This is a genomic window from Streptomyces sp. Ag82_O1-12, assembly GCF_900182715.1.
GTDB lineage: Bacteria > Actinomycetota > Actinomycetes > Streptomycetales > Streptomycetaceae > Streptomyces > Streptomyces massasporeus.
In genome coordinates this window covers 2243744-2267494 of sequence record NZ_FXUW01000001.1, presented here as the reverse complement: position 1 = coordinate 2267494, position 23751 = coordinate 2243744, and the positions used below count along the sequence as shown (strand labels likewise).

23 protein-coding genes and 1 riboswitch are annotated in these 23751 nt (G+C 69.9%); of the genes, 17 read left to right on the top strand and 6 right to left on the bottom strand.

Annotated elements, in window-relative coordinates:
* Nucleotides 1-112: 112 nt before the first annotated feature.
* Nucleotides 113-319, bottom strand: a complete 207-nt coding sequence (locus QOL88_RS10485) for a hypothetical protein (RefSeq protein WP_097216174.1) — start codon at nt 317-319, stop codon at nt 113-115.
* A gap of 131 nt (nt 320-450) precedes the next feature.
* On the opposite strand from QOL88_RS10485, the gene QOL88_RS10480 reads away from it, so the two are divergent.
* Nucleotides 451-1425, top strand: coding sequence for a carbohydrate kinase family protein (locus QOL88_RS10480; RefSeq protein ID WP_097216173.1), 975 nt, complete (start codon nt 451-453; stop codon nt 1423-1425).
* A 93-nt stretch (nt 1426-1518) separates the two neighbouring features.
* Here QOL88_RS10480 and QOL88_RS10475 read toward each other — a convergent pair whose 3' ends face one another.
* Entirely contained in the window at nt 1519-2898 is a 1380-nt protein-coding gene (locus QOL88_RS10475; RefSeq protein ID WP_097216172.1) for a cysteine desulfurase/sulfurtransferase TusA family protein, read from the bottom strand.
* A 265-nt stretch (nt 2899-3163) separates the two neighbouring features.
* Here QOL88_RS10475 and ctaC point away from each other — a divergent pair, with 265 nt between their 5' ends.
* The 4 genes from ctaC (at nt 3164) to QOL88_RS10455 (ending at nt 7642) form a co-directional block, all read left to right on the top strand.
* Nucleotides 3164-4129 (top strand): aa3-type cytochrome oxidase subunit II, encoded by a 966-nt coding sequence (gene ctaC / locus QOL88_RS10470; RefSeq protein WP_097216171.1) that lies wholly within the window; start codon nt 3164-3166, stop codon nt 4127-4129.
* On the top strand, nt 4126-5862 hold the full coding sequence (gene ctaD, locus QOL88_RS10465) for an aa3-type cytochrome oxidase subunit I (RefSeq protein ID WP_097216170.1): 1737 nt from the start codon (nt 4126-4128) through the stop codon (nt 5860-5862). The genes ctaC and ctaD overlap by 4 nt, the downstream gene beginning before the upstream one ends.
* The gene (locus QOL88_RS10460; RefSeq protein WP_097216169.1) at nt 5859-6257 is read left to right on the top strand and encodes a cytochrome c oxidase subunit 4; all 399 of its coding nucleotides are present in this window, start codon (nt 5859-5861) and stop codon (nt 6255-6257) included. Before ctaD ends, QOL88_RS10460 begins: the two co-directional genes overlap by 4 nt.
* Nucleotides 6258-6388: 131 nt before the next feature.
* Nucleotides 6389-7642 carry a L,D-transpeptidase gene (locus tag QOL88_RS10455; RefSeq protein ID WP_097216168.1) on the top strand — a complete coding sequence of 418 codons (1254 nt, stop codon included), beginning with the start codon at nt 6389-6391 and terminating at the stop codon, nt 7640-7642.
* A 114-nt stretch (nt 7643-7756) separates the two neighbouring features.
* On the opposite strand, the gene QOL88_RS10450 is transcribed toward QOL88_RS10455, so the two are convergent.
* The gene (locus tag QOL88_RS10450) at nt 7757-8158 is read right to left on the bottom strand and encodes a response regulator (RefSeq protein WP_097216167.1); all 402 of its coding nucleotides are present in this window, start codon (nt 8156-8158) and stop codon (nt 7757-7759) included.
* 145 nt (nt 8159-8303) lie between these two features.
* On the opposite strand from QOL88_RS10450, the gene ctaE reads away from it, so the two are divergent.
* The 7 genes from ctaE to QOL88_RS10415 all read left to right on the top strand — a co-directional run bounded on the left by ctaE (nt 8304) and on the right by QOL88_RS10415 (nt 16287).
* Nucleotides 8304-8924 (top strand): aa3-type cytochrome oxidase subunit III, encoded by a 621-nt coding sequence (ctaE, locus tag QOL88_RS10445; protein WP_020272940.1) that lies wholly within the window; start codon nt 8304-8306, stop codon nt 8922-8924.
* Nucleotides 8925-9005: 81 nt separating this feature from the next.
* Nucleotides 9006-9818, top strand: a complete 813-nt coding sequence (gene qcrC / locus QOL88_RS10440; RefSeq protein ID WP_097216166.1) for a cytochrome bc1 complex diheme cytochrome c subunit — start codon at nt 9006-9008, stop codon at nt 9816-9818.
* Nucleotides 9815-10888: a cytochrome bc1 complex Rieske iron-sulfur subunit gene (qcrA, locus tag QOL88_RS10435; RefSeq protein WP_097216165.1), complete on the top strand. Its 1074-nt coding sequence runs from the start codon at nt 9815-9817 to the stop codon at nt 10886-10888. Before qcrC ends, qcrA begins: the two co-directional genes overlap by 4 nt.
* Entirely contained in the window at nt 10885-12507 is a 1623-nt protein-coding gene (qcrB, locus tag QOL88_RS10430) for a cytochrome bc1 complex cytochrome b subunit (protein WP_097216164.1), read from the top strand. Before qcrA ends, qcrB begins: the two co-directional genes overlap by 4 nt.
* A 135-nt stretch (nt 12508-12642) precedes the next feature.
* Nucleotides 12643-13707, top strand: coding sequence for an anthranilate phosphoribosyltransferase (gene trpD, locus QOL88_RS10425; RefSeq protein ID WP_097216163.1), 1065 nt, complete (start codon nt 12643-12645; stop codon nt 13705-13707).
* Nucleotides 13708-13781: 74 nt separating this feature from the next.
* Nucleotides 13782-13898, top strand: a riboswitch (SAM riboswitch).
* A gap of 180 nt (nt 13899-14078) precedes the next feature.
* Nucleotides 14079-15446 carry an aminotransferase class V-fold PLP-dependent enzyme gene (locus tag QOL88_RS10420; RefSeq protein WP_097216162.1) on the top strand — a complete coding sequence of 456 codons (1368 nt, stop codon included), beginning with the start codon at nt 14079-14081 and terminating at the stop codon, nt 15444-15446.
* Between the two features lie 205 nt (nt 15447-15651).
* Nucleotides 15652-16287: a DUF998 domain-containing protein gene (locus QOL88_RS10415; RefSeq protein ID WP_179878826.1), complete on the top strand. Its 636-nt coding sequence runs from the start codon at nt 15652-15654 to the stop codon at nt 16285-16287.
* A 267-nt stretch (nt 16288-16554) separates the two neighbouring features.
* On the opposite strand, the gene QOL88_RS10405 is transcribed toward QOL88_RS10415, so the two are convergent.
* Nucleotides 16555-16836: an Lrp/AsnC family transcriptional regulator gene (locus QOL88_RS10405; protein ID WP_097216160.1), complete on the bottom strand. Its 282-nt coding sequence runs from the start codon at nt 16834-16836 to the stop codon at nt 16555-16557.
* Nucleotides 16833-17585 carry a rhomboid family intramembrane serine protease gene (locus tag QOL88_RS10400; RefSeq protein WP_097216159.1) on the bottom strand — a complete coding sequence of 251 codons (753 nt, stop codon included), beginning with the start codon at nt 17583-17585 and terminating at the stop codon, nt 16833-16835. The genes QOL88_RS10405 and QOL88_RS10400 overlap by 4 nt, the downstream gene beginning before the upstream one ends.
* Nucleotides 17586-17744: 159 nt before the next feature.
* Here QOL88_RS10400 and QOL88_RS10395 point away from each other — a divergent pair, with 159 nt between their 5' ends.
* The 5 genes from QOL88_RS10395 (at nt 17745) to QOL88_RS10375 (ending at nt 23096) form a co-directional block, all read left to right on the top strand.
* Nucleotides 17745-17984 carry a hypothetical protein gene (locus QOL88_RS10395; protein WP_003989675.1) on the top strand — a complete coding sequence of 80 codons (240 nt, stop codon included), beginning with the start codon at nt 17745-17747 and terminating at the stop codon, nt 17982-17984.
* A gap of 36 nt (nt 17985-18020) precedes the next feature.
* Nucleotides 18021-19370: an NYN domain-containing protein gene (locus QOL88_RS10390; RefSeq protein WP_097216158.1), complete on the top strand. Its 1350-nt coding sequence runs from the start codon at nt 18021-18023 to the stop codon at nt 19368-19370.
* A gap of 245 nt (nt 19371-19615) precedes the next feature.
* The gene (locus QOL88_RS10385; RefSeq protein ID WP_097216157.1) at nt 19616-20656 is read left to right on the top strand and encodes a C40 family peptidase; all 1041 of its coding nucleotides are present in this window, start codon (nt 19616-19618) and stop codon (nt 20654-20656) included.
* 211 nt (nt 20657-20867) lie between these two features.
* Nucleotides 20868-21878 carry a C40 family peptidase gene (locus tag QOL88_RS10380; protein WP_097216156.1) on the top strand — a complete coding sequence of 337 codons (1011 nt, stop codon included), beginning with the start codon at nt 20868-20870 and terminating at the stop codon, nt 21876-21878.
* A gap of 33 nt (nt 21879-21911) precedes the next feature.
* Nucleotides 21912-23096 carry a hypothetical protein gene (locus QOL88_RS10375; protein ID WP_179878825.1) on the top strand — a complete coding sequence of 395 codons (1185 nt, stop codon included), beginning with the start codon at nt 21912-21914 and terminating at the stop codon, nt 23094-23096.
* Between the two features lie 119 nt (nt 23097-23215).
* Here QOL88_RS10375 and QOL88_RS10370 read toward each other — a convergent pair whose 3' ends face one another.
* The gene (locus QOL88_RS10370; protein ID WP_097216155.1) at nt 23216-23746 is read right to left on the bottom strand and encodes a PadR family transcriptional regulator; all 531 of its coding nucleotides are present in this window, start codon (nt 23744-23746) and stop codon (nt 23216-23218) included.
* Nucleotides 23747-23751 lie beyond the last annotated feature (5 nt).

Below are 23751 nucleotides of genomic sequence, written 5' to 3'. Positions count from 1 at the left end.
GGACCCGGCCCGTCACATACGGGCCCGCTGGTGGGTCGTATCCCGCCTCCCCTTTACGGGGGACAGCGATGGGACGCAGCGGGGGAGCACACGGTTCCCGCGAGTGCGCCGTTCAGTCCCCGTAGTCCTCCATGGCGTCGAGCAGCCGCGCCGACGCCGGGGGTACCGACACGCCGTGGATCAGAGCCGGGGAGACCGGCCGCGAAGCGATCCGGGGGACCGTCCAGTGCGGAGCCATCCGCGCCCCGTCACCCGGCAGCGACGCCAGGTCACCCTCCAGATCGACCGGAACGGGGGCGTGGAACTTGAGGTTCGTCATACCGGCACCGTAGGCACGGTGGAGCTCACCGAGGAAGATCTACTATCGGGTAGTTTCGATGCCTTCAGCGCCGCCCGCCCACCCGATAGCGTGAACCGTCAAGGTTCGCCTCCCTCAGGAGAGTCCACGCCGTGCGCATCGCAGTCTCCGGCTCCATCGCCACCGACCACCTCATGACCTTCCCCGGCCGCTTCGCAGACCAGTTCGTAGCGGACCAGCTGCACACGGTCTCGCTGTCGTTCCTGGTCGACCAGCTCGACGTCCGCCGCGGCGGCGTCGCCGCGAACATCGCGTTCGGCATGGGGCAGCTCGGCACCCGGCCGATCCTGGTCGGCGCCGCGGGCGCGGACTTCGACGAATACCGGGCCTGGCTGGAGCGGCACGGCGTCGACACCGACTCCGTCCGCATCTCCGACACGCTGCACACCGCCCGCTTCGTGTGCACGACCGACGCCGACCACAACCAGATCGGTTCCTTCTACACCGGCGCCATGAGCGAGGCCCGCCTCATCGAGCTGAAGACCGTCGCCGACCGGGTCGGTGGTCTCGACCTGGTCTCCATCGGCGCCGACGACCCGGAGGCCATGCTCCGTCACACCGAGGAGTGCCGCTCCCGGTCCATCCCGTTCGCCGCCGACTTCTCCCAGCAGATCGCCCGGATGGACGGCGAGGAGATCCGCATCCTGCTGGACGGGGCGACGTACCTCTTCTCCAACGAGTACGAGAAGGGCCTCATCGAGACCAAGACCGGCTGGAGCGACGCGGAGATCCTGTCCCGCGTGGGCCACCGGGTGACCACGCTCGGCGCGCGCGGCGTACGCATCGAGCGGGCCGGCGGGGACCCGATCGAGGTCGGCACGCCGGACGAGGAGCGCAAGGCCGACCCGACGGGCGTCGGCGACGCCTTCCGCGCGGGCTTCATGTCGGGTCTGGCCTGGGGCGTCTCCCTGGAGCGCGCCGCCCAGGTCGGCTGCATGCTGGCGACCCTCGTCATCGAGACGGTGGGGACGCAGGAGTACCAGCTGCGGCGCGGGCACTTCATGGAGCGGTTCACCAAGGCGTACGGGGACGAGGCGGCTGCCGAAGTGCGGGGGCATCTGGCCTGATCGTCACCGGCCGCGGGTGCGTGGGGACTGGCCGCGCCCCGCGGCGGCAGCCGCATGGCGACACAGCCCCGCGCCCCCCCAAAAAAAGGTCGGTCAGCTCACCCGGCGGATCACGTACGCGGTTCCTCGGTCCGCCGGCTCCTCGCCCACGTACTCGTGCTCCCTCATCTCGCACCACGCGGGGATGTCCAGGCGGGCCGCCTCGTCGTCCGACAGGACGCGGACCAGCCCGCCCACGGGCACGTCGCCGATGACCTTCGCCAGCTCGATCACCGGGATCGGGCAGCGCTTGCCGAGGGAGTCCACGACCAGGACGTCCTCCTCGCGGGCGACCTGGGAGGCGACCGGCGCCCCCAGCTTCTCCCGTACGGCGGTCACCGCCCCCGGAAGGACGGCCAGGAACCGCTCCACGTCCTCCTCGGCGGTCCCCGACGGCAGTGAAACCCGCACATTCCCTTCACTCAGCACGCCCATCGCCCGCAGGACGTGGCTGGGCGTCAGCGTGCTGCTCGTGCAGGACGATCCGGACGAGACCGAGAAACCCTCCCGGTCCAGCTCGTGCAGCAGCGCCTCTCCGTCGACATAGAGACAGGAGAAGGTGACGACCCCGGGCAGCCGCCGCGCCGGATGGCCCACCACCTCGACGTCGGACACCAGCCGCGGCACCCGCGCCCGGATCCGGTCCGTCAGCTCCCGCAGGCGCACGGCCTCCTCGGCCGCCTCGGCCCGCACGGCCCGCAGCGACGCGGCCGCCGCCACGATCGCCGGGATGTTCTCGAAACCGGGCGCCCGACCCGACTCCCGCTCGTCCACCGGCCCTTGCGCCGCGAACCGCGCACCCTTGCGCACCACCAGCAGCCCGACCCCGGACGGCCCGCCCCACTTGTGGGCACTGGCCGTCAGCAGCGACCAGCCTCCGTCCACCGGCCCCCATCCCACCGACTGCGCCGCGTCCACCAGCAACGGCACCCCGGCCTCCCGGCACACCTCGGCCACCGCCCCGACGGGCTGCTCGGTCCCCACCTCGTGATTGGCCGACTGCAGACACGCCAGCGCCGTGTCCGCGCGCAGGGCGTCACCGTAGGCCGCGGGGTCCACCGACCCGGTGCGGTCCACCGCGACCTGGGTGACGCTCCCCCCGGCCGCCTCCAGGAGCTCCGCCGAATGCAGTACAGAGGAGTGTTCGACCGAGGACACGATCAGGTGACGCCCGATCCGCCTCCGCCCGGCCAGCGCCCCGGCAATCCCGGTGTGCACGGCACGGGTTCCGGACGAGGTGAAGACCAGTTCGTCCGGTCGGCATCCCACCGCCTCGGCAGCGGCCTCCCGCGCCGCGTCCAGCAGCACCCGGGCCCGCCGCCCCTCCCTGTACAACCGGGCGGGATCCGCCCACCCTTCATCGAGGGAGGCCTGCAGAGCCTGCCGGGCGACGGGATGAAGAGGAGCACTGGAAGCAGCGTCGAAGTAGGCCACACCTCAACGCTAGAACGTCCCCGGGGGGAGGCCGACCCAAGGGGCGCGGGGAACTGCGCGAACAACCACAAACAACCCGCAGCCGCCAATTCAGCGAACCCCCCGGGTGAGTAGGCCCCCCTCCCCGAGAACCCCCGGAGGGCGTCGGCTAGGGTTTGGTCCGCATAAACATCCAAACCCCTGCCCGACGCAGGGCCGCGACCGACCAGCGAGAAGGCCAGGCCGCAGCCGATCCGCGCGGGCGAGACTCTCGGGAAGGCGCTACGTGAGTCCCAACGGCTCCGACCGCTCGCCGCGGCGCCCGATGCGGCGGAAGCTGCTGCAGGCACTGACCGCGGGCTTGGTCTTGGCGACAGCCACCGGTTGCTCGTACAACTGGGAAGACTTCCCCCGCCTTGGTATGCCCACCCCGACCACGGAAGAGGCTCCGCGGATCCTCTCCCTGTGGCAGGGTTCCTGGGCGGCTGCGCTCGCCGTCGGCGTGCTGGTGTGGGGTCTGATCCTGTGGAGTGCTTTCTTCCACCGGCGCAGCCGCACCAAGGTCGAAGTTCCTCCGCAGACCCGGTACAACATGCCCATCGAGGCGCTGTACACCGTGGTTCCGCTCGTCATCGTCTCGGTGCTGTTCTACTTCACCGCTCGTGACGAGTCCGAGCTGCTCAGCCTCAAGAAGAAGCCCGACGTCACGATCAACGTGGTCGGCTTCCAGTGGAGCTGGTGCTTCAACTACATCGAGCCGGTCGCCGGTTCCACCGGGGACGCCAAGACCTCGAAGGACCTGGACGCGATCCCGGACCGCTTCAAGAAGGACTTCCCGGCCAACGCCGGCGGCGTCTACGACTGCGGCACCCCCGGTACGCGGAACCCGCAGACCAACAACCCGGGCCCGACGCTCTGGCTTCCCAAGGACAAGACGGTCCGCTTCGTCCTGACCTCGCGTGACGTCATCCACTCCTTCTGGGTGGTGCCGTTCCTGATGAAGCAGGACGTCATCCCGGGCCACACCAACTCCTTCCAGGTGACCCCCAACAAGGAGGGCACCTTCCTGGGCAAGTGCGCCGAGCTCTGCGGTGTCGACCACTCCCGGATGCTCTTCAACGTGAAGGTCGTCTCCCAGGAGCGTTACGAGCAGCACCTCAAGGACCTCGTGGACAAGCAGCAGAACGGTTACGTTCCTGCCGGCATCGCGCAGACGAGCCACGAGAAGAACCGGGAGACGAACAACCTGTGAGCATCCTCAACGAACCCCAGGGTGCCGCGGCGGCAGGGTCCCATTACCAGGACGAGCTGCCGGTCAGGCGCCAGAACCGCGGCAGTGTCGTGGTCAAGTGGATGACGACGACGGACCACAAGACGATCGGCACGATGTACCTCGCCACGTCTTTCGCGTTCTTCGTCATCGGCGGTGTGATGGCGCTGCTCATGCGCGCCGAGCTGGCCCGGCCGGGTCTGCAGATCATGTCGAACGAGCAGTTCAACCAGGCGTTCACGATGCACGGCACGATCATGCTGCTGATGTTCGCGACGCCGCTGTTCGCCGGCTTCGCGAACTGGATCATGCCGCTGCAGATCGGAGCGCCGGACGTGGCGTTCCCGCGGCTGAACATGTTCGCCTACTGGCTGTACCTGTTCGGCTCGCTCATCGCGGTCGGTGGCTTCCTCACCCCGCAGGGCGCGGCCGACTTCGGCTGGTTCGCCTACAGCCCGCTCTCCGACGCCGTCCGCTCCCCGGGCATCGGCGCCGACATGTGGATCATGGGTCTGGCCTTCTCCGGCTTCGGCACCATCCTCGGCTCGGTCAACTTCATCACCACGATCATCTGCATGCGCGCTCCCGGCATGACGATGTTCCGCATGCCGATCTTCGTGTGGAACGTGCTGCTGACCGGTGTCCTGGTCCTGCTCGCCTTCCCGGTCCTCGCGGCCGCGCTGTTCGCCCTGGAGGCGGACCGCAAGTTCGGCGCCCACGTCTTCGACTCCGCCAACGGCGGCGCGTTGCTGTGGCAACACCTCTTCTGGTTCTTCGGGCACCCAGAGGTGTACATCATCGCGTTGCCGTTCTTCGGCATCATCTCCGAGGTCATCCCGGTCTTCTCCCGTAAGCCGATGTTCGGTTACACGGGTCTGATCGGCGCGACGATCGCGATCGCGGGTCTGTCCGTGACGGTGTGGGCGCACCACATGTACGTCACCGGCGGCGTGCTGTTGCCGTTCTTCTCCTTCATGACGTTCCTCATCGCCGTACCGACCGGTGTGAAGTTCTTCAACTGGATCGGAACGATGTGGAAGGGCTCGTTGTCCTTCGAGACACCGATGCTCTGGGCGACCGGCTTCCTGATCACCTTCACCTTCGGTGGTCTGACCGGTGTCATCCTGGCCTCGCCGCCGATGGACTTCCACGTCTCCGACTCGTACTTCGTGGTGGCGCACTTCCACTACGTCGTCTTCGGCACCGTGGTGTTCGCGATGTTCTCCGGCTTCCACTTCTGGTGGCCGAAGTGGACCGGCAAGATGCTGGACGAGCGCCTCGGCAAGATCACCTTCTGGACGCTGTTCATCGGCTTCCACGGCACGTTCCTGGTCCAGCACTGGCTGGGCGCCGAGGGCATGCCGCGTCGTTACGCCGACTACCTGGCGGCCGACGGCTTCACCGCGCTGAACACGATCTCGACGATCAGCTCGTTCCTGCTCGGCATGTCGATCCTGCCGTTCTTCTACAACGTGTGGAAGACGGCCAAGTACGGCAAGCCGGTCGGCGTCGACGACCCGTGGGGTTACGGCCGCTCCCTGGAGTGGGCGACCTCCTGCCCGCCGCCGCGGCACAACTTCATCACCATGCCGCGGATCCGCAGTGAATCCCCGGCGTTCGATCTGCACCACCCGGAGATCGCGGCTCTCGACCAGCTCGAGAACGCCGGTCACGGCGAGAAGGCCATCGCTGGTGGCAAGGAGGCCGGCAAGTGAAGATCCAGGGCAAGATGTTCATGTGGCTGAGCGTCTTCGTCCTCGCCATGGCTGTGGTCTATGGCGTGTGGTCGAAGGAGCCGGCCGGTACCACGGCCCTCTTCCTGGCCTTCGGCCTGTGCATCATGATCGGCTTCTACCTGGGCTTCACGGCCAAGCGGGTGGACGCCGGTGCGCAGGACAACAAGGAGGCGGACGTCGCGGACGACGCCGGCGAGGTCGGGTTCTTCAGCCCGCATAGCTGGCAGCCGCTGTCCCTGGGCATCGGAGGCGCCCTCGCCTTCCTGTCCGTCGCCATCGGCTGGTGGCTGATGTACTTCTCGCTGCCGATCATCCTGATCGGCGTCTGGGGCTGGGTCTTCGAGTACTACCGCGGTGAGAACCGCACCCAGTAACACGCGCCGAGCGTTCAGGGGCCCGGACACTCCGAGAGGAGCGTCCGGGCCTCCGCTTTTTGCCGCAACGCATGTCACTCGTACGGGTCGCTCGGCGTGCCGCCGTTGACGGGGCTTCCTAGCGTGAGGCCATGAGCCACACAGCGATATCCCGCCCCCGCACCGCCGTCAGCTGCACGCTGCTGGTGACCGCCCTCTGCGCGGGCGTCACCGCCTGCGGCTCGGACGGCAACCCGCTCGCCGCCCGCCCCTACGACGCGGCGGACCAGATCTCCTTCAACGCTCCCGACGGGGGCCGCGAGAAGGCCGACCCGGACAAGCCCCTGGAAGTCGTCGAGGACTCCGACGGGCGCATCACGGACGTGACGGCCCACGACGCCTCAGGACGCTACGTGGCGGGCGAACTCGCCGCCGACGGCAGCCGCTGGCACAGCACCACCCCGCTCGCCGCCAACGCCAGCTACACGGTCCGTGTGAGCACCGAGGACGAGGACGGGGCGCCCGGCCGCAAGGTGGTGACCTTCGACACCGGCAAGCCCACCACCAAGAAGCGCCTGGACGTCGCCTTCGGCCCCAAGACGGGCACCTACGGCGTCGGCCAGCCCATCACGGCCGAACTGACCCAGCCCATCAAGGACAAGGCCCAGCGCGCCGTCGTGGAGCGCGCCCTCAAGGTCTCCTCCACGCCCGCCACGGACGGCGCCTGGCACTGGGTGGACGACAAGCAGCTCCACTACCGCCCGAAGGACTACTGGCCCGCCCGGGCGACCGTCCAGGTCCGCAGCAACCTGGAGGGCATCAAGATCGGCGACCGGATGTGGGGCGGCAAGGCCAAGCCGCTGACCATCACCACCGCGGACAAGCTCATAGCCGTCACGGACGCCTCCGCCCACCAGATGACCGTCTACAAGAACGACGAGGTCATCCGGCAGATACCCGTCACCACGGGCAAGCCCGGCTACGACACCCGCAACGGCGTCAAGGTCGTCCTCGCCAAGGAGGGCACCGTCCGTATGACCAGCGCGAGCATCGGCTCGTCGGACTTCTACGACCTGGTCGTGCACCACTCGGTCCGGGTCACCAACAGCGGCGAGTACGTCCACGCCGCCCCCTGGTCCGTCGGCTCCCAGGGCTTTGCCAACGTCAGCCACGGCTGCACCGGCATGAGCACCGAGAACGCGGCCTGGTTCTACGACACCGTCCGCGAGGGCGACATCGTCAAGGTCGTGAACTCCGGAGGCGACATGATGGCCCCCTTCGGCAACGGCTTCGGCGACTGGAACCTCGACTGGGCGAAGTGGCGCACCGGCAGCGCGCTCGTCGGCGGCACCCCGGACGGCCCGGCCGCGGCCGAGCAGGCCCGTCTGCGCCCGCAGAGCGTCTGAACGCCCTCAGGGACGTCCCCAAGGGGCGCGGGGCTGTGTCGATGCGGCTCCGCCGCGTGGGCGCGAACAACCCCCACGCGCCCGCAGCCGCCGGAGACAAGGCGAGCCGAGCCCCTAGGCGTTCAAAGCCGCCTTCTCCCGCAACAGGGAAGCCAGCGCGGCAGCGAACTCCACCGGCTCCACCGGCAGGGTCACCGCCGCCTCCGCACGGCTCCAGGTCGCCAGCCAGGCGTCCTGGGGCCGCCCGATCAGCAGCAGCACCGGCGGGCAGTCGAACACCTCGTCCTTGATCTGCCGGCAGACGCCCATGCCCCCCATCGGCACGGCCTCGCCGTCCAGCACACAGACGTCGATCCCGCCCCGGTCCAGCTCCCGCAGCACCGCGTCCGGAGTCGCACACTCCAGGAACTCCACCACGGGAACGTCCGGAGCCGGCCTCCGTCCCGTGGCGAGGCGCACCTGCTCGCGGGTGTTGGAGTCGTCGCTGTAGACCAGCACCGTGGCGGTCGGCTGCATTGTTCCTCCGTGACGTCAGCGTCGTAAGGACAGGCCCGTTGGGCCGGATGCTACTCCCTTGAACACCACGTCAACACCGGTACGACCGGGGAAGACACTCCGAACGGCACCCCCCGGAGTGAGGGCGGGATAAGCGACCGACATAATGTCGGTCGTGGCGACAGCAACGACAGTAGAAACCGGGCACGCGCACCCGTCGGTCAACCGGCCGAACCTCACCAGCGTCGGAACCATCATTTGGCTGAGTTCCGAGCTGATGTTCTTCGCGGCCCTCTTCGCGATGTACTTCACCCTGCGATCGGTGACGGGTCCCGATCACTGGAAGGAGATGGCCGCCCATCTCAACTTCCCGTTCTCGGCGACGAACACCACCATCCTGGTGCTCTCCTCGCTCACCTGCCAGCTCGGCGTCTTCGCCGCCGAGCGCGGTGACGTGAAGAAGCTGCGGATGTGGTTCATCGTCACGTTCGTGATGGGTGCGATCTTCATCGGCGGTCAGGTCTTCGAGTACACCGAGCTGGTCAAGGACGCGGGCCTGTCCCTGTCCTCCGACCCGTACGGCTCGGTGTTCTACCTGACCACCGGCTTCCACGGCCTGCACGTGACGGGCGGTCTCATCGCCTTCCTGCTGGTCCTGGGACGGACCTACGCGGCCCGGAGGTTCACCCACGAGCAGGCGACGGCCGCGATCGTCGTGTCCTATTACTGGCACTTCGTCGATGTCGTCTGGATCGGTCTCTTCGCCACGATCTACATGATCAAGTAGCAGGGCCCGCATCCGCGCGTGCTCGACGAAGCGCGCATCCCAGAAGCATCGACGCAGAAGATCCTGACACCGGGGTAATCCGTGAAAAAGCTCTCCGCACGACGACGCCACCCGCTGGCGGCGCTCGTCGTCCTACTCCTCGCGCTGGCATGCACCGGGGGGCTGTACGCCGTGTTCGCACCCGCGGACCAGGCGCAGGCCGACGAAACCGCCCAGTCCCTCACCATCGAGGAGGGCAAGAAGCTCTACTCGGTCGGCTGCGCCAGTTGCCACGGCACCGGCGGTCAGGGCACCTCCGACGGGCCGAGCCTGGTGGGTGTGGGCGCCGCGGCCGTCGACTTCCAGGTGGGCACCGGCCGGATGCCGGCCGCCACCTCCCAGGGCCCCCAGGTCCCGGCGAAGAAGAACATCTACTCGCAGGCCGAGATCGACCAGCTCGCGGCGTTCATCGCGTCGCTGGGCGCCGGTCCGTCCGTCCCGACGGAGGAGCAGTACGGCCCCGAGGGTGCCGACATCGCCAAGGGCGGTGAGCTGTTCCGCACCAACTGCGCGCAGTGCCACAACTTCACCGGCAAGGGCGGCGCGCTGACGCACGGCAAGTACGCGCCGACCCTCGAGGGCGTCTCCCCGAAGCACATCTACGAGGCCATGCAGACCGGCCCGCAGAACATGCCGTCCTTCCCCGACACCACGCTGTCGGAGAAGAACAAGAAGGACATCATCGCGTACCTCGACGCGGTCAACAGCGAAAAGACCGAGAGCCCCGGCGGCCTCGAACTGGGTGGCCTCGGGCCGGTCAGCGAGGGCCTGTTCGGCTGGATCTTCGGTCTCGGCGGTCTGATCGCCGTCGCCGTGTGGGTCGCCGCCCGGACCGCAAAGGCCAAGAAGTCATGAGTAGCCAAGACATTCCAGAAGAGAACCTGCCTGCCGCGCAGTCCGCAGGCCATGACGAGCACGGGCACGGCGCGGTGAGCGTCGCGGACGACAAGAACCCGTTCGCCGACCCGGGCCTGCCTCCCCACGAGCACCGGGTCCAGGACATCGACGAGCGGGCCGCCAAGCGGTCCGAGCGCGCGGTCGCCTTCCTGTTCACCCTGTCGATGCTGGCGACGGTCGGCTTCATCGCCTCCTTCGTGGCGATCCCGGTCGACAAGTCGGTCTTCATCTTCCCGCTCGGTCACATCAGCGCGCTGAACTTCGCACTGGGCATGACGCTCGGCATCGCGCTGTTCTGCATCGGCGCGGGCGCCGTCCACTGGGCGCGCACCCTGATGTCCGACGTGGAGGTCGCCGACGAGCGGCACGCGATCGAGGCGTCGCCCGAGGTCCGCGAGAAGGTCTTCGCGGACTTCCAGCAGGGCGCCAAGGAGTCGGCCCTCGGCCGTCGCAAGCTGATCCGCAACACGATGCTCGGCGCGCTCACGCTGGTGCCGCTCTCCGGCGTCGTGCTGCTGCGCGACCTCGGCCCGCTGCCGGGCACCAAGCTCCGCCACACGCTGTGGTCCAAGGGCAAGCTGCTCGTCAACATGAACACGAACGAGCCGCTGCGTCCGTCCGATGTCGCGGTCGGTTCGCTGACCTTCGCCAAGCCCGAGGGCCTGGAGGAGCACGACCACGACTTCCAGAACGAGATCGCCAAGGCCGCCCTGATGATCGTCCGGATCCAGCCGGAGAACATCAAGGACAAGCGCGAGCTCGAGTGGTCGCACCAGGGCATCGTCGCGTACTCGAAGATCTGCACCCACGTCGGTTGCCCGATCTCCCTGTACGAGCAGCAGACGCACCACGTGCTCTGCCCCTGCCACCAGTCCACCTTCGACCTGTCCGACGGTGCCCGAGTGATCTTCGGTCCCGCCGGTCACGCCCTGCCGCAGCTGCGCATCGGCGTGAACGACGAGGGCTACCTCGAGGCGCTCGGCGACTTCGAAGAGCCCGTCGGTCCTGCCTTCTGGGAGCGCGGATGAGTAACAAGGACGACCGCCGCAAGGCGCCCGCCGGCGAGCGGGTAGCCGACTGGGCCGACGGCCGCCTGGGGATCTACTCCCTGGCCAAGGCCAACATGCGCAAGATCTTCCCGGACCACTGGTCCTTCATGCTCGGTGAGATCTGCCTCTACAGCTTCATCATCATCATCCTCACGGGTGTGTACCTGACGCTGTTCTTCCACCCGTCGATGAACGAGGTGGAGTACCACGGCAGTTACGTCCCGCTCCAGGGGCAGCTGATGTCGGAGGCGTTCGCCTCCACGCTGGACATCAGCTTCGACGTCCGCGGCGGTCTGCTGATCCGGCAGATCCACCACTGGGCGGCGATCATCTTCCTCGCCGGCATGTTCGTGCACATGATGCGCGTCTTCTTCACCGGCGCGTTCCGCAAGCCGCGTGAGATCAACTGGATGTTCGGCTTCCTGCTGTTCGTCCTGGGCATGTTCACCGGCTTCACCGGCTACTCGCTCCCGGACGACCTGCTCTCCGGTACGGGTGTCCGCTTCACGCAGGGCGCGATCCTGTCCGTGCCGATCGTGGGCACGTACATCTCGATGTTCCTGTTCGGCGGGGAGTTCCCGGGTACCGACTTCGTCGCCCGGTTCTACTCGATCCACATCCTGCTGCTGCCGGGCATCATGCTCGGGCTCGTGGTCGGCCACCTGATCCTGGTCTTCTACCACAAGCACACCCAGTTCGCGGGTCCCGGCCGGACCAACAAGAACGTCGTCGGCATGCCGCTGCTGCCGGTCTACATGGCCAAGGCCGGAGGCTTCTTCTTCCTGGTCTTCGGTGCCATCGCGGCCCTCGCCGGCATCGCGTCGATCAACCCGATCTGGGTCCTGGGCCCCTACCGGCCCGATCAGGTGTCGACCGGTGCCCAGCCCGACTGGTACATGGGCTTCGCGGAGGGTCTCATCCGCGCGATGCCCGGCTGGGAGATCAACCTCTGGGGTCACACGCTCGTCCTGGGTGTGTTCATCCCGCTGGTGCTCTTCGGCGTGTTCCTCGGGATCATCGCCCTGTACCCGTTCATCGAGTCGTGGGTCACCGGGGACAAGCGCGAGCACCACATCCTGGACCGTCCGCGCAACGTCCCGACCCGTACGGGCGTCGGTGTCGCGTGGGTGACCGGCTACATCATCATGCTGATCGGCGGTGGCAACGACATCGTCGCCACGCACTTCCATCTGTCGATCAACTCGGTGACCTGGTTCGTCCGGATCGGGTTCTTCCTCGGGCCGGTCCTGGCGTTCGTCGTCACCAAGCGCATCTGCCTCGGCCTGCAGCGCCGGGACAAGGAGAAGGTGCTGCACGGCCGCGAGTCGGGCATCATCAAGCGCCTGCCGCACGGTGAGTTCATCGAGGTGCACGAGCCGCTCAGCCAGGAGCAGATGTACACGCTCACGGCCCACGAGCAGTACAAGCCGGCCGAGATCGGCCCGACGGTCGACGAGAACGGTGTCGAGCGCAAGGTGAAGGGCTCCGAGAAGCTGCGCGCCAAGCTCAGCGACGCCTACTACGGCGAGGGTGCCCAGATCCCGAAGCCCACCTCCGAGGAGTACCGGGAGATCACGAGCGGCCACGGCCACCACTGATCACTGCTTCGCCACGCCACAGAAGGGCCCCGTCCGATCGCCGGACGGGGCCCTTCGCCGTGGTCGCGGCTGGATAGGGTGGACCCGTTGAGACTCTCGTCCCGCAGTACGGGACGCCTGACCCTGGAGCGGCTTATGAGCGCTGTGACCCCCGCTGGAGGCGACACCGCGGCGGGCCGCTCCTGGCCCCTGCTGCTGAACGGCCTGCTGGACCGCAGGCACCTGAGCGCGGACGACACCGCCTGGGCGATGGACCGGATCATGCGCGGCGAGGCGACCGAGGCGCAGATCGCCGGGTTCGTCGTGGCCCTGCGCGCCAAGGGCGAGACCGTCGAGGAGATCAACGGCCTCGTCCGCACGATGTACGAGCACGCCAACGTGATCGAGGTGCCCGGCGCGACGGTCGACATCGTCGGCACCGGCGGTGACGGCGCGAAGACGGTCAACATCTCCACGATGTCCTCGATCGTCGTCGCCGGCACCGGCGCGAAGGTCGTCAAACACGGCAACCGCGCCGCGTCCTCGGCGTCCGGGGCCTCCGACGTGCTGGAGAAGCTCGGCGTCAACCTGGAGCTGCCCCTGCACCGGGTCACGGAGGTCGCCGAGGAGGCCGGGATCACCTTCTGCTTCGCGGTGAAGTTCCACCCGGCGCTGCGGCACGCGGGCGCCGCCCGCGGCCAGTTGGGCATCCGCACGGTGTTCAACGCCCTCGGCCCGCTCACCAACCCGGCCCGGGTCCGCGCCCAGGCCGTCGGTGTGGCGGATCCCCGCATGGCGCCGATCGTCGCGGGCGTCTTCGCCGAGCGCGGCAACTCCTCCCTGGTCTTCAGGGGCGACGACGGCCTGGACGAGCTGACGACCACGGCCACCTCCCGGGTGTGGACCGTCCGGGACGGCGAGGTGACCGAGGAGGCCTTCGACCCGCGTGACGTCGGCCTCGAACTGGTCCCCGTGGAGGCGCTGCGCGGCGCGGACGCCTCGTACAACGCCGAGGTCGCGCGGCGGCTCCTGGACGGGGAGACGGGGCCGGTGCGGGACGCGGTGGTGCTGAACTCGGCGGCCGCGCTGGTGGCCCTGGAGCCCACCGCCGCGCCACTGACCGAGCAGATCCGGGCCGGGATGGTGAAGGCGGCCGAGTCGATCGACTCGGGCGCGGCGAAGCGCACGCTGGAGCGCTGGGTGGCCGCCAGCAACAGATAGGGCACCGCGGACGGCGTCCCGCGATCCGGACTCGGGTTGCGGGACGCCGATCTTTTCGCGTACGTTCCTGATCAGGTCATGAGTGACAGTCATGAGGCCCCGGCCGACTGTCCGGCAACCCTCCGTCCGTGGCGGGGTGCCCCGGGTGAAGACCAGGCCGCAGGCAGCGAGGTCTGTGGCAAGCGCGGACCCCTCGCACACTTTTGAAAAGTGTGGGGCCAGGGGTCCTGGTCGTCGAGGAGCTCTCCCGTGAATCAGCGAATGCGATAGGGCCGCAGAGCCCCGCCTCCGCATCCCTCTTTCCTTCCCCCCCCGCTGGTAGCCGTACCGGCTCGCGGGCGGATTCCACCTGCCTTCACGGGAGTTCACCCATGTCCGTCTCCACCATTGCCGCCGCCCCGTCCGTTTGCGCCCCGCTGCCCGTTCTGGGCCGGGATGTCACCGTGCCGCTCGTGACCGGTGGCGAGGTCACCTACGCCGCTCTCGACTACGCCGCCAGCGCCCCGGCGCTCCAGCGGGTCTGGGACGACGTCGCCGCCTACGCGCCGTACTACGGCAGCGTCCACCGCGGCGCCGGGTACCTCTCCCAGCTCTCCACCGACCTGTTCGAGAACGCCCGCCGGACCGTCGCGGAGTTCCTCGACTGCCGCGAGGGCGACCAGGTCGTGTTCACCCGGTCCACCACCGACTCCCTCAACCTCCTCGCCGCCGCGCTCCCCGCCGACTGCCGGGTCTTCGTCTTCGAGACCGAGCACCACGCCTCGCTGCTGCCGTGGCGGGGCGCCCAGGTCACCTACCTCGACGCCCCGCGCAGCCCCCGCGAGGCCGTCGAGACCCTGGAGCGCGCCCTCGCCGACCGCGCCCCCCACGGGCCGGCCCTCGTGTGCGTCACCGGCGCCTCGAACGTCACCGGTGAGCTGTGGCCCGTACGGGAGCTCACGGCGGCCGCGCACGCCCACGGTGCGCGCATCGTGCTGGACGCCGCGCAGCTGGCCCCGCACCACCAGGTGTCCGTCGCCGACCTCGACGTCGACTGGGTCGCCTTCTCCGGCCACAAGCTGTACGCGCCCTTCGGCTCGGGCGTCCTGGCCGGTCGGGCCGACTGGCTGCGCGCGGCCGAGCCGTACCTCGCGGGCGGCGGCGCCAGCCGCAAGGTCGGCCGGCGGGAGGACGGGGGAGTGGACGTCGAGTGGCACGACAGCGCCGCCCGCCACGAGGCCGGGTCGCCCAACGTCATCGGCGCCTACGCCCTCGCGTCGGCCTGCAAGGCCCTGTCCGAGGCCGGTTTCGACACCCTCGTCGCCCGTGAGCAGTACCTGGTCCGCGCGGTGCGCGACGGTCTCGCCGACGTTCCCGAGGTGCGGTTCCTGTCCCTCTTCGGGGACGACGCGCCGCGCGTCGGCGTGCTCTCCTTCGTCGTCGAGGGCTGGAACAGCTCCCACTTCGCCGCCGCCCTGTCCGCCGAGTACGGCATCGGCGTACGGGACGGGCTGTTCTGTGCCCACCCGCTGCTGCGCACGCTGCTCGGCAGCGACCCGCAGGCGCAGGGGGAGTGCGGGTCGCCGGAAGCCGCGCCCGGGGAGAAGTCGCTCAACGCCATCCGGGTCAGCTTCGGCGCGGGCACGCCCGACGAGCACGTGGAGCGGTTCGTCCGGGCGGTGAAGGAGCTCGTGGCGGACGGGGCGAAGTGGAACTACCGCACGCAGGACGGGCGCTGCGTGCCGGACACCTCCGCCTGAGCCGGCCGCCCGGTGCCCAGGACGATCCAGCGTTCCGAGAACTTCCGTGCCCGGGCCGGGGTGGGGCCTTCCCCACTCCGTTCCTGGGGCTGGTCGGAGTGCCTGAGTCCGGCGTCGCATGATCGGCTGTCCGCACGGGATTCGCGTGACGGAAGGTGGACAGGTGAGGGTCCGGATCGGGTATTCGGCTTGGATCGTGGGCGTAGTGCAGTTCTTCGTCATCCACGGGATTGCCGAGTCGGCTTGGGCGAGACCATATAGCTGGGCACGGAACAACATCAGCGACTTAGGAAACGCTCACTGCGCTGTGCAGTCAGACCCTGAGCCGCGGTATATCTGCTCCCCCGAGCACAGCCTGATGAACGCCTCGTTCATCACTCTGGGAGCGCTGCTCGTTGTTGGCGCCGCCCTGATCGGTGGTGTCCTGTGGCGCAGAAGCCCGGCCGCTGCCGTGGCTCGTCTGCTGCTCGCCAGTGTCGGCGTGGGGTTCGTGCTGGCCGGGCTGGCTCCCGCGGACGTCAACGAGAACCAGCACGCCTTGGGCGCCCTTCTCATCATGGCGATGGGCAACATCGGTCTTTTCCTGGCAGGGTTCGGCCTGGCAGAACACGTTCCTGCGCCACTGCGGTGGGGCACCAGCGTGCTGGGCGTCACCGCGATCACAGCGTTCGGGCTGTTCCTTTCCCGCCACTACCTCGGTCTCGGCATGGGAGGTATGGAGCGAGTCGCCGCGCTTCCCCTCCTGTTCTGGGCGCTTGCTGCTGGCGTTCGTGGCCTCGTCCGCCGGGCAGGTCGTGTGCAGGAGGCGGTGCTGGGAGGGCGTCTCAGCCGCGCTGGTTGAGAGCTCTGGGCAGGTCCCGGTTGGCCTCCCTCGCGGCATCGAGATCGGGCCGGGGGAGGGTGCCCTGGGCGACTCGAGGCTGTCCGCGAGCGCGTAACGGGTCGCGGCGATGCCCAGCGGGACCAGCACGACGGCGGACAGGGCCGTCCATCCGGCGAGAGAAGGCCCTGGGCTCGATCCTGCGGACCGGACCGGACCGGACCGGGGAGCGGGACGGAGCCCGGATGCAGAACCCCTCATCCGGGACCCGGCGGGCAGGCGGGGGCGCTAGTTGTCCAGCCCGATCGAGAAGGCCGCCTCCAGGTCGTGCTGCGAGTAGGTACGGAACGCCACGTGGGTGTCCGTGCCCTCCACGCCGGGGATCTTGCTGATCCGGCCCGGGATGACCTCGGCCAGGTCCTCGTGCTGCTTCACCCGGACCATCGCGATCAGGTCGTAGGTGCCGGTGACGGAGAAGACCTCGCTGACGCTGTCCAGCGCCGCGATCGACTCCGCGATCTCGGGGATCCGGTCCACGCTGGTCTTGATGAGGACGATCGCGGTGATCACGGCTGGTTCTCTCCCTCGGGGGCCGGAGCAGGGGCGGCCTTCACTCTAGTAGGGCCGGCGGGACGGCCGTATCGGACCGACGCGTAGCCGAAGCCCAGGCCGAATCCGATCAGGTGGGCGAGGTAGGCCACCCCCGGTCCGTCCGGGGCCCGCCCCGCCGCCAGCCACTGCAGCGCCGCCCAGAACGGCAGCACGACCCACGCCGGGAAGCGCACCGGCAGGAAGAACAGGAACGGCAGGAGACTGGTCACCCGGGCCCGGGGGAACAGGTACAGGAAAGCGCCGAGGACCGCCGAGATCGCCCCCGAGGCGCCGACCAGGGACTGCTCGGAGTCCGCGTTGGCGACGGCGTAGCCCAGCAGGGCCAGGTAGCCGCAGCCGACGTAGAACAGGGTGAACTGCACCCGGCCCATCCGCTCCTCGGTCATCGCCCCGAAGACGTAGAGGAAGAGCATGTTGCCGAGCAGGTGGACCCAGCTGCCGTGGACGAAGAGCGCGGTCGCGGGGGTGAGGGCCGGTCTCCCGGACCCTTCGAACAGTTCTGCGGGGATCACGCCCCAGCGCCGGAAGTAGGCCCGCTGCACGGCGAGCAGCTCGTCGCCCGCGCCGTACGCCGGATTCAGGCCCGAGGCGGGTCCGGCCAGGAAGGCCAGGCAGCACAGGGCGATCAGGGTGTACGTCACCGGCGCCGACGACCCCCTGACCGATCTGCCGGCCCGGACGATCGACGCGCTCCACTTGCGGATCATGAATACAGAGCATGACGTAACCGGACGCAACCACCCAGACCGCCTCGCCGCCGTGGACACGCGGGCGGCGGGTACCCGCCAGGCCGTAGGGTTACGGACCACACGCACCGGGGATGCCGGTCGCGTCACGGACACTAGAAGGAAAGAGAACAGGTCACGATGACGGTTCCCCTGCCGACCGCCGAGACGCGGTGGCGCTGCACCCTCTGCGGCAACCTCACGAGGTTCGACGTGACCCGCTCGTCGAAGGTCGTCGAGTACGTCCACCTCGACCTGGCCGGAGAGCCGAAGGTCGAGGAGCGCGAGGTCCTCAGTGAGACCATCGAGTCGGTGCGCTGCCGCTGGTGTAACGCGGTGGACCAGGTGGAACTCGTGGACAGGCCGGGCGCCGGCTCCTGAGGGGAGCAGGCCCCGCACAGCATTGGGGTGTGACGGATGGCGGAGACCACGGGCGGGGGACCGGGCGACGGCGCCGCCGAGGTGCTCGACCGTCCGCTGCCCGACGGCGTGCGCCGCAGAGTGGTGCAGATCGTCTCCGACGGCTTCGGTTCGCTGACGGTCGGCGAGCTGCCCGCGCAGCTCAGGCAGTACGCCCGGTTCGCCCCGAACCGGCGGGCGAAGTTCGCCGGCAACGCGATGGCGGCCGCGCTGGAGACCGATCCGCTGTTCCGGCAGCGCATCGGGGAGAAGCTCAGAGAGACCCAGCCGGAGCTGACCGGCGCCCTCGACTCAGGCTCCCCGCCCCCGGCCGCGGACCCGCTCGATGTGGCGGCCGCGGCCTACGTACTGCGGCCCCTCGGCTGGGTGAAGCTCGTGACCGCCGCCGGCGAGGAGGCCCAGCGGGCCGACGCCGAGCGCGCCGACGAGGAGAGCAGGGCCGAGCTGGAGCGGCTGCGCGCCGAGCTCGACCGGGCCCGTGACCACACCCGGGCCGAGACCGAGCGGCTGCGCACGGAGCTGGAATCGGCCAAGAAGGAAACCGAGTCGCTGCACCGCAAGCTGCGGGCCGCCCTCAGCGACGTCAAGCGGGGCGAGGCCGCCCTGCGCAAGGCACAGGGCGAGATCGAGGCCATCCGTGCCGAGGGGCACGCGCAGGTGTCCGCCGCCGAGAGCGAGACCCGGCGTCTCAAGTCGAGGCTGGGCGAGAGCGAGGCCGCCCTGGAGGCCGCGCGCCGGGCCGCCCGCGAGGGCCGCAGCGTCGAGGACATGCGGGTCCGGCTGCTGCTGGACACCCTGCTGGACGCGACCCAGGGACTCCGCCGCGAACTGGCCCTGCCCCCGGTGTCGGTACGGCCCGCCGAGACCGTCGACGCCGTCGAGCCGGGCCGGATGACCCCGAAGGACATCGCCGCCCGCGCCCTGTCGGAGGACGACCCGCAGGTCCTCGACCAGCTGCTGGCGCTGCCGCAGGCCCATCTGGTCGTCGACGGCTACAACGTCACCAAGACCGGCTATCCGCAGATGCCGCTGGAGAAGCAGCGCCTGCGGCTGCTCGGGCAGCTCTCCCAACTGGCCGCGCAGAGCGGCGCCGAGGTGACCTGCGTCTTCGACGGCGCGGAGCTGGCCGCGCCGGTGCTGCTGGCCCCGCCTCGCGGTGTGCGCGTGCTGTTCTCGAAGCCGGGCGTCACCGCCGACGAGCTCATCCGCCAGCTGGTGCGCGCCGAACCGCCGGGCCGTCCGGTCATCGTGGCGTCCACCGACCGCGAGGTCGCCGACGGCGTGGCCCGGGCCGGCGCCCGCCCGGTAGCCTCCGCGATGCTGCTCAGGCGGCTTTCACGGGCCTAGGGGCCTTACGCACCATGCGTAACGTCCGGGTGTGATGCCCGAATTGGTGGGACCTGTGAGCCACGGTGCGTCAAGTGGGTCTCACCGCCTGTGAGTCCAGATGAAAAGATGGCCTTCTGTGACGCGATTTTTCATCTGAGGATTTGAACTGATCACAGGAAGGTCACTAGGGTCGGGCCGAACCTCCGCTCGGGTGATCACTCATCGGGAGAGACGGCGGAGGGGCCAGAAGGAGCTTTTCACCCGTGGCGTCCCACCGTCGTCCTAAGCAGCCGAGCCGCGCACGTGTGACCGTGCTGACCACCGCCGCCGCCGCTGCCGTCGCCTTCAGCTCGCAGGCCGCCAACGCGGCCCCCAGTGAGAAGCCGAGCAAGGACGAGGTCAAGACCAAGGTCGACAAGCTCTACGAAGAGGCGGAGCAGGCCACCGAGAAGTACAACGGGGCCAAGGAGAAGCAGGAGAAGCTCCAGAAGGAGATCTCCACCATCCAGGACAACGTGGCCCGCGGCCAGGAGGAGCTCAACGAGCTCCGCGACAGCCTGGGCCTCGCCGCCGCGTCGCAGTACCGCACCGGCTCCATCGACCCCTCCGTCCAGCTGTTCCTCTCCGCGAACCCCGAGGACTACCTCGACAAGGCCTCCACGCTCGACCAGTTGAGCAGCCAGCAGGTCGAGGCGCTGAAGAAGGTCCAGGAGAAGCAGCGCGAACTGGCCCAGGAGCGCGCCGAGGCCTCCGAGAAGCTCAAGGACCTCGCCTCCACCCGGGCCGAACTCGGCAAGAAGAAGAAGGAAGTCCAGAGCAAGCTCTCCTCCGCGCAGAAGCTGCTCAACAGCCTCACCGCCGCCGAGAAGGCCGCACTCGCCGCCGAGCAGAGCCGCGCCAGCCGGGCCAGCGAGCGCGACGCCCTCGACATCGACGTCCCGCCCGGCTCGGGCCGCGCCGCGTCCGCCTTCGCCTTCGCCCAGAGCCAGCTCGGCAAGCCCTACGTCTACGGCGCCACCGGCATGAGCTCCTTCGACTGCTCCGGCCTCACCTCCCGGGCCTACGCCGCCGCCGGCATGCAGATCCCGCGCACCTCCGAGGCCCAGGCCCAGATCGGCACCAAGATCTACTCCACCAGTCAGCTCAAGGTCGGCGACCTGGTCTTCTTCTTCAACGACCTGCACCACGTCGGCCTCTACGCCGGCAACGGGCAGATCATCCACGCCCCGCGCACCGGCACCGTCGTCCGTTACGAGTCGATGAGCACCATCGGCGGCCCGTTCATGTTCGGCGTCCGGGTCTGACGACCGGCTCCCGGAGCCCTCGAGATCAGGACACCGTGTCCGCCGTTCGGGCGAATCACGGCGGCCCCGAGTGAGCCCACGCCCCGCCATTGACCTGCGTCAGCGGCGGGGCGCACTGCTGGATACCCACGGATGGCCGTTGGCGGCCCCCTGTCGCGGGGCTACTGTCTGCCGCGTTCCAAGTCCGCCAGCGGAAGGAGAGCGGCTTCCCGTGGGGTCCCATCGCCGCCTTGCACCGTCCGGGTTCGACCGGGGCGCCGGTGCCGCGGTCAGCATCCTGTCCGTCACTGCCGCCGCCCTGGGCGCGGTACCGGCCGCCGCCACACCGCACGACGACACCCGGGCCACGGTGGACCGCCTCTACGAGCAGGCCGAGAAGGCCACCGAGGCCTACAACGAGGCCGACGAGCGTGCCGACGAGCTGCGTGCCGAGGTCGGCATCGCCCGGGACCGCATCGCCCGCCAGCAGGAGCGCGTCAACTCCATGCGGGAGTCCCTCGGTTCGCTCGCCGGCGCCCAGTACCGCTCGGGCGGCATCGACCCGTCCCTCGCCCTGCTGCTGTCCGACGACCCGGAGGACTACCTCGACCACGCGTCCCGGCTCGACCGTCTCACCGCCCACCAGGCCGGTGAGCTGAAGGCACTCCAGGGCGCCATGCGCGAACTCGCCCAGGACCGCGAGGAGGCCGCCGGGAAGCTCCGCGAACTGGAGACGAGCCGCAAGGCCGTGGCGGCCCACAAGAAGACCGTCGAGCACAAGCTCGCCACGGCCCGGCGGCTGCTCAACTCCCTGCCGGACGCCGAGCGCGACGCCTACGGCCGGGCCTCCCGCTCCGGCCGCCCCGGCATGCCCGACCTCGGCGGGGCCGCCGCCTCGGCACGCGGCTCGGCCGCCGTCGCCGCCGCCCGCAGCGCGCTCGGCAAGCCCTACGTCTGGGGTGCCAACGGGCCCTCCGGCTTCGACTGTTCGGGGCTGATGCAGTGGTCGTACGCGCAGGCCGGGGTCTCCCTGCCGCGCACCTCGCAGGCCCAGCGGTACGCCGGCCGGCAGATCCCGCTGTCCGAGGCGCGCCCCGGTGACCTGGTCGTCTACCGGGGCGACGCCAGCCACGTCGGGATGTACATGGGCAACGGCCAGGTCATCCACGCGCCCTACCCCGGCGCGCCCGTGCGCTACGACCCGGTCGGGATGATGCCCGTCTCGTCGGTCACCAGGGTCTGACCGGCACGGCCCGGCGCCCGTACGATCGGGAACGTGGCTGGTCGAAGGTCGGGGTCCGCGCTGGTGGCGCTCGTCGTGCTGCTCGTCGCCCTGGCCGGGTGCGGTGGGCGGCCCGCGGCCGACAGCGCCACGGCCGATGTGCAGCGGCTCCTGGACCGGCGGGCCGAAGCGGTCGTCGACCGCGACGCGCGGGCCTACGAACGGACGGGCAGGGGGACGGATTTCGCCAGCCTGCGCGCGGTGCCCGTGGCCGCCTGGTCGTACCGGGTGACCACGGTGCGCCGCACCGGCGACACGGCCACCGCCGACGCCGAACTGCGCTACCGGGTCGCCGGGTACGACGAGACGCCGGTGACCACCCGACGCACCCTGCGGCTGAGCCGGGACGCGCACGGGCGGTGGTCCGTCGTCACCGACCGGCCCGCGAAGAAGTCCGCGCAGCAACTGTGGGACCAGGGGGCGGTGCGCCTGGTGCGGGGCCGGAGCAGTCTCGTGCTCGGCGTCGGTCAGTCCGGGCGGTCGCTGCGGGACTTCGCGGACCTGGCCGACCGTGCGGTACCGGCCGTGTCGGACGCGTGGGGCACGGACTGGAGCCGCCGGGTCGTCCTGGTCGTGCCGAAGTCGCTGGAGGGCATGGCCGGGCTGCTCGGCTCGCCCGCCTCGTCCTACCGAGGGATCGCCGCGGTCACCACCGGAGAGACAGGGCCCCGGACCCGGGCGCCGGCGGACCGGATCATCGTCAACCCGGACGCGTTCGCGCTCCTCGGGGACCTCGGCGAGCAGGTCGTCGTCACCCACGAGACCACCCACGTCGCCACCCGCGCCCGCACCACGGCCGCCACGCCCCTGTGGCTCTCCGAGGGGTACGCCGACTGGGTCGGCTACCGCGCCGCCGGCCGCACCCCCGTCGAGGCCGCCCCCGAACTGTCCCGGGCGGTCGCCGAGGACCGGCTCCCCACCGCCCTCCCGGACGACGAGGACTTCGGCTTCACCGGCGACGCGAGCCGCCTGGCCCGCTCCTACGAGAGCGGCTGGACGGCCTGCCGGATGATCTCCGACCACTGGGGGGAGGCCCGGCTCGGCGCGTTCTACCGGGCCGTCGGGGAGCACCGGGAGCGGGCCGGGGCGGTGGAGGAGGCGATGCGGAAGGTGCTGGGCACGACACCGGACGCCTTCACGCAGGAGTGGCGGACCTATCTGCGGGATCAGCTGGGCTGAGCAGAGCCTGAGCCGCCGAAGGCCACACGCGCGCCGCCCGGGGCCGCCGGGCTGAACAGGGCCCGAGCCGCCGACGGCCTCGCTCCGGCCGGCCCCGCGTCACTCCGGCCGGCCCCGCGTCACTCCGGCCGGTCGAGCACCTCGACGGCCTCCCGCAGCCACGCCCGCTCCGCCTCGCCCGTCGCCCGGGCCACCCGGAGCATGCCCTGGCGGAACAGGTCCTCGGCCTCCTCGGCGCGGACCGGCTCGCCGGACGCGTAGAAGAAGCTCGACGGGGTCTCCAGGAACTCCAGCCGTCGGCGCAGCACCGTGGCCTGTTCGTGCCGGTCGGGCAGGTGGCGCAGGAAGGCGAGGACCGTATTGAAGCGGACCTGGTCGGTGATCTCGGTCTGCTTCGGGTGGCGCAGCCGCTCCAGCAGTTCCTCGCGCCCCTTTCCGGTGAGGGCGAGGATCCGGCGCGGGGCGGCGCTCGCGCCCGGCTCGGTGCGCTGATCGAGCAGGCCCGCCGTGGTGAGCCGGGTGATCGCCGGGTAGAGCGCGCCGTCGCTGACCGGCCGGACGTGGCCGGTCAGCGCCTTGATGCGCTCCTTCAACTCATAGCCGTGCAGGGGCTCCTCGGCGAGGAAGCCCAGGATCGACAGCTCCAGCATGGTCC

What these genes read in the sequence shown, in the direction of transcription:
- QOL88_RS10485 (WP_097216174.1), bottom strand. Translation starts at nt 319, where the DNA reads ATGACGAACCTCAAGTTCCACGCCCCCGTTCCGGTCGATCTGGAGGGT.
- QOL88_RS10455 (WP_097216168.1), top strand. Translation starts at nt 6,389, where the DNA reads ATGAGCCACACAGCGATATCCCGCCCCCGCACCGCCGTCAGCTGCACG.
- QOL88_RS10450 (WP_097216167.1), bottom strand. Translation starts at nt 8,158, where the DNA reads ATGCAGCCGACCGCCACGGTGCTGGTCTACAGCGACGACTCCAACACC.
- ctaE (WP_020272940.1), top strand. Translation starts at nt 8,304, where the DNA reads ATGTCGGTCGTGGCGACAGCAACGACAGTAGAAACCGGGCACGCGCAC.
- qcrA (WP_097216165.1), top strand. Translation starts at nt 9,815, where the DNA reads ATGAGTAGCCAAGACATTCCAGAAGAGAACCTGCCTGCCGCGCAGTCC.
- qcrB (WP_097216164.1), top strand. Translation starts at nt 10,885, where the DNA reads ATGAGTAACAAGGACGACCGCCGCAAGGCGCCCGCCGGCGAGCGGGTA.
- trpD (WP_097216163.1), top strand. Translation starts at nt 12,643, where the DNA reads ATGAGCGCTGTGACCCCCGCTGGAGGCGACACCGCGGCGGGCCGCTCC.
- QOL88_RS10420 (WP_097216162.1), top strand. Translation starts at nt 14,079, where the DNA reads ATGTCCGTCTCCACCATTGCCGCCGCCCCGTCCGTTTGCGCCCCGCTG.
- QOL88_RS10400 (WP_097216159.1), bottom strand. Translation starts at nt 17,585, where the DNA reads ATGATCCGCAAGTGGAGCGCGTCGATCGTCCGGGCCGGCAGATCGGTC.
- QOL88_RS10395 (WP_003989675.1), top strand. Translation starts at nt 17,745, where the DNA reads ATGACGGTTCCCCTGCCGACCGCCGAGACGCGGTGGCGCTGCACCCTC.
- QOL88_RS10390 (WP_097216158.1), top strand. Translation starts at nt 18,021, where the DNA reads ATGGCGGAGACCACGGGCGGGGGACCGGGCGACGGCGCCGCCGAGGTG.
- QOL88_RS10370 (WP_097216155.1), bottom strand. Translation starts at nt 23,746, where the DNA reads ATGCTGGAGCTGTCGATCCTGGGCTTCCTCGCCGAGGAGCCCCTGCAC.